The sequence below is a fragment of the Bacteroides sp. OM05-12 genome (assembly GCF_003438995.1).
Classification (GTDB): domain Bacteria; phylum Bacteroidota; class Bacteroidia; order Bacteroidales; family Bacteroidaceae; genus Bacteroides.
Genome location: NZ_QSUN01000045.1, coordinates 1 through 8,245, shown reverse-complemented (window position 1 = coordinate 8,245; position 8,245 = coordinate 1). Strand labels below are relative to the sequence as shown.

Here is an 8,245-nt window from a genome sequence, read left to right as displayed (position 1 = left end):
TAATTGGGAGGCAAAGATAAGAATTTAGACTTAATCCCTCAGGTTTTTACGTTGGTCCAGAATTGGTTTTTGAAACTTAATTTATGTATACAAAAAACCTCTAAAACAGACGTTTTAGAGGTTTTTTGTTCGTAAATGTTCGATGTGTTGTGCGGCTGAAGGGACTCGAACCCCCACGACTCACGTCACCAGATCCTAAGTCTGGCGCGGCTACCAATTACGCCACAGCCGCAGCGTTTTTTGTTTTTAGCGAGTGCAAAGGTAGAGAAAATTTCCGGATTGCCAAATATTTTTCTCTATTTCTTTAAAAAAGTACGTGCTGTTTCTATTATAGTGTCTCTGTTTCTTAATATGTCTTCTCTTTGCATATTAACTTCAAGATCCGGATCAATTCCAAATTCAATATGCTTCATTTTGGCATCAAGGTGCGGACTGGAAGAGAAACGTACACTCCATCCATTTGGTAATTCTGAGGATATAGGCAAGCCTGATCCGCCACCGGTCCGGTCTCCGATAATGGTAACATTAGGAAGAATTCGCATCGTATTTACAAAATCATTTGTGGCACTGTAAGAATGTCTGTTAGTAAGAATTGCGACTTTCTTTTGCCAGCGAATACGATTGGATGGTTCTAAATATATCGGCTCAGGTTTACTGAAATCATTATGCCCTTTACCATTTTTATGTAAAATATAGCCGGTCAATACCTTTTTATTGGTAAATCGGGAGGCTAATTTTGATGCGTTGGTAATCGTACCTCCTCCGTTATTTCGAACATCAATAATGATTCCATCACAAATAGCCATATCATTTAATACCTGATCAATATTGCCGTTGCCTATTGCGGAGCTGAAACTCTCATAGTATATGTATCCAATGTTATCATCTAATATTTTGTATTTAAGTCCGCTTGCTATTTTGTAATCCGTTCCTAAATATAACTTGTGGATACTGTCGTTAAAATTGGCAGGATAGTCTTCATACCATTTCCAATATCTTGCAATATCACTGCTGGAGTATAGATTTACATGTCCGTCTTTAAGTTCGGCAAGCATCTCTCCCAATACTTCAAAAAGTCCGTTAGAAGGCATGCTTAACGTAATTCGTTGTTTGTATCGTACATATATATCATCCCAGTCCAGTCCATATTCTTGTTTTTTGTAATCAAGAAAACAATATTGCTCATCTATGATCTTCCATAATGCCTCGAAGTTACCTTCGGGGTTATCATCAAAACGATCTTCCCGGATGCAGGAAGAGAAAGTAATGATCATAATGAAAGATAAGTAATATAATATATTTGTTTTCATTCTTATATTTATCAATATGCCGGCATCGGTTGCGGATCTTTGCTCCGTATCCGATAAAGTGTTTTCACAAATCCCACCATAAATATATGAGAATAGGTATGTGTACGTAATCCATTCAAGTGAGATTGCTGTATATCGCAAAGATAACTGAAACGCATCTTGCTGTAACGTACGGGAAAATCTACACTCAACATTTGTCTGGCCGAAGGTTGATTGTGTAAAGATGTAAAACGGATGATATTATCGGTATTACCCAATGTAAAAATCTCGTAGTAAGTTTGCTGGTGATCAGGTGAAAACATAACTCCAAGCAGTGGAAGGTTCAGTTGGTAACGCAACGTCATCGGATAACGCTTTATCTTGAAGTTATAAATAATCATGCCCGATGCTGCCAGGTTAATGTAAGCTTTGGCAGAAGCTGGATTGTTCGAGTTACGTAGATTGTAGATAAAACCACCATTTAACTCACCCATTCCGCCGGCAAGAAATTTCAAATGTTCATTAATCCGGAATTGATAATGAAGTCCGTAGTTCCAATTTACGAGTCCGGCAAAAGCATTGCTTGTTTCGGCCCTGTTTTTTGTATATGATAAATTAGCTTGGAAAAAACTTTGCGTGGAAACATTTCCATCGAAAAGTTTAGTCATCCGGATGGACTCTCTTGACAAACGAAACTCAATGCCTTTATACTCCTGTGGCGAAAGATAGGTATCATATACATTTGTATAACCTGCTCCATACATGGTTGCACGGGTTACATATCTCTGCCGCTGCAAGCTATCAAGCACTTGTGCATTTGCTGCAATGCTAAAGAATAAGAATAGTATAAACAATCGTATCTTACCCTTTTGCATATTAAAACAGTTTCATTTGTCCGGTGATCTCGTCGATTATATCTCCATCGCTTTTTCCATCATCCGGGTCTAAGATTTCCGGTTCTATATCTACGTTATCGGAAGTTTCGGTTTTCGGTTCCGGGAAACGGGTCGGTTCCAGTTCGTTAATCGTTTCAATGGTAAAAGTTGTGATACGTTTTCCTTTAGCCTTAAAACTCTTTACTCCGATAAATTCGTCAACATCAATGGTCAATGGTTCACGGAAACTATCATGGCCTCCGAAAATTACTTCCAGACGAGGATAATATTCATCGGTTAACAGGATGAGTTTGTTTTCTTTGTTCTCTCCCAAATAATTCTGTTTGCGTGAAGATGGTTCCAAAGCAAAACGTTTTAAATATGGATAACCTTGCTGATCGGCATCATAGAGAGCGGCAGACCAAATTTTATGCGGGTCGAATTTCTCGACTATGCTTACATTATCCTCATAATGGTTGCTCAAATCGAAATTTGTTGTATAGAATTCACCATTATTCAGTATGACAAGGATACTGTCGGTACTTTGGAATTCTCCCAGATATTCGCCTCGTCCGTCATAATTCAAACGAAGAACATCACGGTCAAACCAGACTTCCCGTCCGCCAAGCGTAGAACCTCCACGCTGTTTTAAACCAATCTTATGTACGTCATTCTTAGTTAAGATGTTACCCATAGACTGACGTCCTTTGATAAGGACCTCTCCAAAGTCTTTTTCGAATATAATTTTCTTAATGCGAGGATTCGGCTTTAGTGTGATTTTAATAACTTCGGCTTCTCCATTAGGATTTGCACTAAAGTAGACAACCTTAGACCCTACCGTACCTTGTGTAAGATCATACTCTCTGTCGCGAGTCATAGCGGTTACATTAAATCGTTTGATATAATGGAACCCATCTTTCCCGTCGCGATAGACTACATTGTAGATCGTGCGTTTATCGTTCTTCTTGAAGACATTTACATAGAGAATATTTTTACCTACAAACATCTTTTCCTGCACACGTACTACTTTATATTTTCCATCACGGTAGAAGATGATAACATCGTCAATATCCGAACAGTTCGTAATATATTCATCTTTTTTCAATCCTGTTCCGATAAAGCCTTCCTCACGGTTAATATATAGTTTTTCGTTGGCTTCTACTACTTTAGCAGCTTCGATGGTGTCGAAATTGCGAAGCTCGGTTAGTCGTGGATATTTCTTTCCGTATTTTTCTTTCAGCATCTTGAACCATTCAGTAGTATATTCCACAATATTGGCCAGGTGCTTGTCTATTTCTTCTATCTCTGCTTTCATCCTGGCGATGAATTCATCTGCTTTATCCTTGTTGAATTTGAGGATTCGTCCCATTTTGATCTCCATCAATTTGAGGATATCCTCTTTCGTCACCTCCCTGATAAGGATAGGATAGAATGGAGTTAACCTCTCATCAATGTGTTCACAGGCTTCGTCCATAGACTTGGCTTGTTCAAATTCTTTATCCTTATAAATACGTTCCTCAATGAATATTTTCTCAAGAGATGCAAAGTGAAGCGTATCAAGCAATTCGTCTTTACGAATTTGGAGCTCTTTGCGAAGCAAATCAAGTGTATTGTCCGCCGACTTTTTCAATACGTCACTTACAGTCAAGAAGTGCGGTTTCTGATCGTCGATAACGCAACAGTTCGGTGAGATGCTGACTTCACAGTCCGTAAAGGCATAAAGGGCATCTATCGTTTTGTCTGATGAAACACCAGGTGCAAGATGAACTAATATTTCAACTTGTGCAGATGTGTTATCATCTACTTTACGAATCTTAATTTTTCCTTTGTCTACGGCCTTCAGAATGGATTCAATAACACTGGAGGTTGTTTTCCCATAAGGAATTTCGGTAATGGCCAATGTCTTATTATCTATTTTATTGATTTTGGCACGAATTTTTACCGAGCCTCCACGTTCGCCGTCATTGTATTTTGAAACATCTATCGAACCTCCGGTCTGGAAATCGGGGTAAAGTTTGAACGGTTGCCCATGCAGATAGGATATGGAAGCGTCACACAATTCATTAAAGTTGTGTGGCAGTATTTTAGAAGAAAGCCCGACAGCGATACCTTCCACTCCCTGAGCGAGGAGAAGTGGGAATTTTACCGGCAGTGTTATCGGTTCTTTGTTTCTTCCGTCATAAGATGATTTCCATTCTGTCGTTTTCGGATTGAAAACAATGTCCAAAGCAAATTTAGACAGGCGTGCTTCTATATAACGTGGAGCGGCTGCCCCGTCTCCGGTCAGTATATTCCCCCAGTTACCCTGACAGTCGATTAGCAAATCTTTCTGCCCCAATTGTACCAAGGCATCTCCGATAGAGGCATCTCCGTGAGGGTGAAATTGCATCGTATGACCTACGATATTGGCAACCTTATTATAGCGCCCGTCGTCCAAACGTTTCATGGAGTGTAAGATACGGCGCTGCACAGGTTTCAATCCATCGTTAATGTGGGGTACGGCCCGTTCCAGAATTACGTAAGAAGCATAATCCAAGAACCAGCTTTGGTACATGCCAGTAAGCTGATGCTTCACATTTTCGTCCATTGTGCTTGCCGGTTTGTAATCGGAGTGCTCCGTTTCCGGCGTAGATGTATTTCCGTCGTTTTGCTCTTCTTTATCTATAAAATCGTCGCTCATATATATTTAAATTCCTTAATGTAGTATCATATGCAGGCAAAAATACGATTTTTATTGAAAAAAATCATTTACTTTGCACATTATTTATATAAATAGAAAGAAATAAATATAGAATAAAATGGCACAAGAAGATGTTTTTAAGAAATTAGTATCACACTGCAAAGAGTATGGTTTTGTATTCCCTTCGAGTGATATTTATGACGGGCTTGGAGCAGTGTATGACTATGGTCAGATGGGGGTTGAACTCAAAAACAACATAAAGAAATATTGGTGGGACAGCATGGTGCTGCTTCACGAGAATATCGTCGGTATTGATTCCGCCATCTTTATGCACCCTACTATTTGGAAAGCATCCGGACACGTAGATGCCTTCAATGATCCCTTGATTGACAACAAAGATTCTAAGAAACGTTATCGTGCCGATGTTCTTATAGAAGATCAGCTGGCTAAGTATGACGACAAGATAAATAAAGAAGTAGCCAAGGCTGCTAAGAAATTCGGTGATGCTTTTGATGAGGCTCAGTTCCGTTCTACGAATGGACGTGTGTTGGAACATCAGGCTAAACGCGACGCTTTGCACGAACGCTTCGCCAAAGCTTTGAACGATAATAATCTGGAAGAACTTCGTCAGATTATTATTGATGAAGAGATTGTTTGTCCTATTTCCGGTACAAAGAACTGGACGGAAGTTCGTCAGTTCAATTTAATGTTTTCAACGGAAATGGGTTCTACAGCTGATGGAGCGATGAAGATTTATCTCCGTCCTGAAACCGCTCAGGGTATCTTTGTAAACTACCTGAATGTGCAGAAAACTGGACGTATGAAGATTCCTTTCGGTATTGCACAGATTGGTAAAGCTTTCCGTAACGAGATTGTAGCACGCCAATTCATTTTCCGTATGCGTGAATTCGAACAGATGGAGATGCAATTTTTTGTTCGTCCCGGTGCAGAACTGGAGTGGTTTAAGAAATGGAAAGAAACACGCTTGAAGTGGCATAAGGCTCTTGGCTTCGGTGATGACCATTATCGTTTCCATGACCATGACAAACTTGCTCATTATGCGAATGCCGCAACAGATATTGAATTCTTAATGCCGTTTGGATTTAAAGAAGTTGAAGGCATCCACTCACGTACTAACTTTGACTTGAGTCAACACGAGAAATATTCAGGTAAGAGCATTAAATATTTTGATCCGGAACTGAACGAATCTTATACTCCGTACGTTATTGAAACGTCCATCGGTGTAGACCGTATGTTCCTGAGTATCATGAGTGCTGCCTATTGTGAAGAACAGTTGGAAAATGGCGAAAGTCGTGTCGTTTTGAAACTTCCAGCAGCTTTGGCTCCGGTGAAGTTGGCAGTTCTTCCGTTGGTAAAGAAAGACGGGCTTCCAGAAAAAGCGCGAGAGATTATCGATGATTTGAAGTTCCACTTCCATTGTAATTATGATGAGAAAGATAGTATCGGAAAGCGTTATCGTCGTCAGGATGCCATCGGTACTCCGTTCTGTATCACTATTGACCATCAGACTTTGGAAGATAATTGTGTCACGATTCGTCATCGTGACACGATGGAGCAGGAACGTGTCGCCATCGCTGATTTGAATAAGATTATTGCCGATAAAGTAAGCATTACCAGCTTATTGAAGACATTGATGTAAGCGAAACATAAGAAACTTAATATGAAGAAGAATAATTGGTTGATTGGTAGTTTGTTAATGTTTGTCTTTGCCTTTTCGTTTGTTGCTTGCGAAGAGACGAAAGACGAAGGTGAATATTATGACTGGAAAGAAAGAAATGATACCTATATTAAATCCATAGCTGATACAGCGGCATTGAATGCGGATACGAATTGGAAAGTTTTAAAAGCATGGAACTTGCCACCGGATGGAAGTACGGATTTAGGAGCATCTTTTAATGTTCAAAATTATGTTTATGTACATGTGAAAAAGAAAGGAGCCGGTACCGTATCTCCGTTTTATACTGATTCAGTAAGTGTCAGTTATAGAGGAAAGCTGATTAATGGCGATATTTTTGAAGAAACGTTTATTTCTAATGAATTGAAACCTGAGACTGCCGGACGCACTACTTTATATCTGAATAAATCTGTAGTAGGTATGACAACAGCCTTACAGGATATGCATGTTGGTGATCTTTGGGAAGTTTATATTCCATGGAATCTGGCTTATGGTTCTTCTGCATCAGGGAGCATTCCGAAATATTCGGATCTTATCTTTGAATTATATTTGGCGGAGATCAATCCGTTGAAAAAAAAGACAGATTAATCTATAAACAATACGGTTATGAAAAGAAGTTTTTATTTGAATCCGATGCGTTTGTTGTACTCTTGTGCTTTGCTGTTCTTTTTAGGAAGTATAACATTGACATTAAACGCTTGCGATAAAAATGAGGATGATAATGGCGATAATGACGATGATGATAAAGTATGGGTAGATAATACACCTATTCTTGAATTTCGTGAAGCGGCATTTCTTGAAGCTGCTATAGCAGAGCATGCAGACCGGAATGGTGATGGTAAGATTTCTGAGAAAGAAGCGGCATTGGTAGGTAGTCTCACTATTAATGAGAGTAATGTTCAAAGTACGGAAGATTTGCGTTTCTTTCCGGAATTGGAAACTTTTCAATTTCAATTTAATCCTAATGTTTCGGTTATAGATTTATCTCATAATCCTAAATTGCGAGAATTAGACTGTGCCTATACTGCCATTACAAAACTGGACCTGAGCCATAATCCGGATATGCGTGCGTTATTGTGTATGTCTAATCAACTGGAAGAGATTAATGTTAGTACTTGTCCGGAACTGATAGCTTTATCTTGTGATTTAAATCCCAATCTTCAGGAGCTTAATTTGCAGAAGAATACTAAAATAACAGATTTGCTTTGTTCGGGTTGCGGGTTATTCGTTCTTGACTTAAGTAAGTGTGAAGCATTAGCCAATCTGCGTTGTGATGATAACAATTTGACTTCATTGGATTTGAGCAATAACCGTCAACTTTCAAAATTAGGAGTAAGTGAGAATCAACTGATTGAACTCACATTATGGAGCGGACATAAAAAACAACTTGAACCAAGTGTCATTGAAGGGATTACGCAAGAATATGGTGACATTATTTCTTATGTAGATTAAAGTAAACAGATATATATTCTTTGAAATGCCCTTACGGAAGAGAAAACGTAAGGGCATTTTTATATGATGTGAATAATGACTGGTTTTATCAGTCAAACACTGTATTCAAAATAAAGTTTTTATTGTCTTCACTTATCACTATTCGGAAGTAAGTTGTTGATATATAACTAGAAAAAGTGAAGGCACTATTTTAGATGAACTGCACCCCAAAAGTTGGACAGTTAATTATTTGTTTCTATAATTGATTCTATAT

The 8,245-nt window shown here is 38.8% G+C and carries 6 protein-coding genes and 1 tRNA gene; 3 read left to right on the top strand and 4 right to left on the bottom strand.

The window, feature by feature from the left end:
• Positions 1–150 precede the first annotated feature (150 nt).
• The 4 genes from DXB63_RS17530 to DXB63_RS17515 form a co-directional block, all read right to left on the bottom strand.
• A tRNA-Leu gene (locus DXB63_RS17530) sits at positions 151–232 on the bottom strand.
• A 64-nt stretch (positions 233–296) separates the two neighbouring features.
• Positions 297–1,310 carry a S41 family peptidase gene (locus tag DXB63_RS17525; RefSeq protein ID WP_122127681.1) on the bottom strand — a complete coding sequence of 338 codons (1,014 nt, stop codon included), beginning with the start codon at positions 1,308–1,310 and terminating at the stop codon, positions 297–299.
• An 11-nt stretch (positions 1,311–1,321) separates the two neighbouring features.
• Complete coding sequence (locus DXB63_RS17520; protein WP_122127680.1) at positions 1,322–2,164, bottom strand: DUF3316 domain-containing protein; 843 nt, start codon at positions 2,162–2,164, stop codon at positions 1,322–1,324.
• A gap of 1 nt (position 2,165) precedes the next feature.
• The gene (locus DXB63_RS17515) at positions 2,166–4,844 is read right to left on the bottom strand and encodes a DNA gyrase/topoisomerase IV subunit A (RefSeq protein WP_122127679.1); all 2,679 of its coding nucleotides are present in this window, start codon (positions 4,842–4,844) and stop codon (positions 2,166–2,168) included.
• A gap of 118 nt (positions 4,845–4,962) precedes the next feature.
• Here DXB63_RS17515 and DXB63_RS17510 point away from each other — a divergent pair, with 118 nt between their 5' ends.
• From DXB63_RS17510 to DXB63_RS17500, 3 genes are read left to right on the top strand one after another with little or no spacing between them, the layout of a single operon-like run.
• Complete coding sequence (locus tag DXB63_RS17510) at positions 4,963–6,504, top strand: glycine--tRNA ligase (protein WP_122127678.1); 1,542 nt, start codon at positions 4,963–4,965, stop codon at positions 6,502–6,504.
• 21 nt (positions 6,505–6,525) lie between these two features.
• A complete protein-coding gene (locus DXB63_RS17505; RefSeq protein WP_122127677.1) occupies positions 6,526–7,128 on the top strand; it encodes an FKBP-type peptidyl-prolyl cis-trans isomerase in 603 nt (200 codons plus the stop codon).
• An 18-nt stretch (positions 7,129–7,146) separates the two neighbouring features.
• Positions 7,147–7,992: a leucine-rich repeat domain-containing protein gene (locus DXB63_RS17500; protein ID WP_122348341.1), complete on the top strand. Its 846-nt coding sequence runs from the start codon at positions 7,147–7,149 to the stop codon at positions 7,990–7,992.
• Positions 7,993–8,245 lie beyond the last annotated feature (253 nt).

What these genes read in the sequence shown, in the direction of transcription:
- DXB63_RS17505 (WP_122127677.1), top strand. Translation starts at nt 6,526, where the DNA reads ATGAAGAAGAATAATTGGTTGATTGGTAGTTTGTTAATGTTTGTCTTT.
- DXB63_RS17520 (WP_122127680.1), bottom strand. Translation starts at nt 2,164, where the DNA reads ATGCAAAAGGGTAAGATACGATTGTTTATACTATTCTTATTCTTTAGC.
- DXB63_RS17525 (WP_122127681.1), bottom strand. Translation starts at nt 1,310, where the DNA reads ATGAAAACAAATATATTATATTACTTATCTTTCATTATGATCATTACT.
- DXB63_RS17510 (WP_122127678.1), top strand. Translation starts at nt 4,963, where the DNA reads ATGGCACAAGAAGATGTTTTTAAGAAATTAGTATCACACTGCAAAGAG.
- DXB63_RS17515 (WP_122127679.1), bottom strand. Translation starts at nt 4,844, where the DNA reads ATGAGCGACGATTTTATAGATAAAGAAGAGCAAAACGACGGAAATACA.
- DXB63_RS17500 (WP_122348341.1), top strand. Translation starts at nt 7,147, where the DNA reads ATGAAAAGAAGTTTTTATTTGAATCCGATGCGTTTGTTGTACTCTTGT.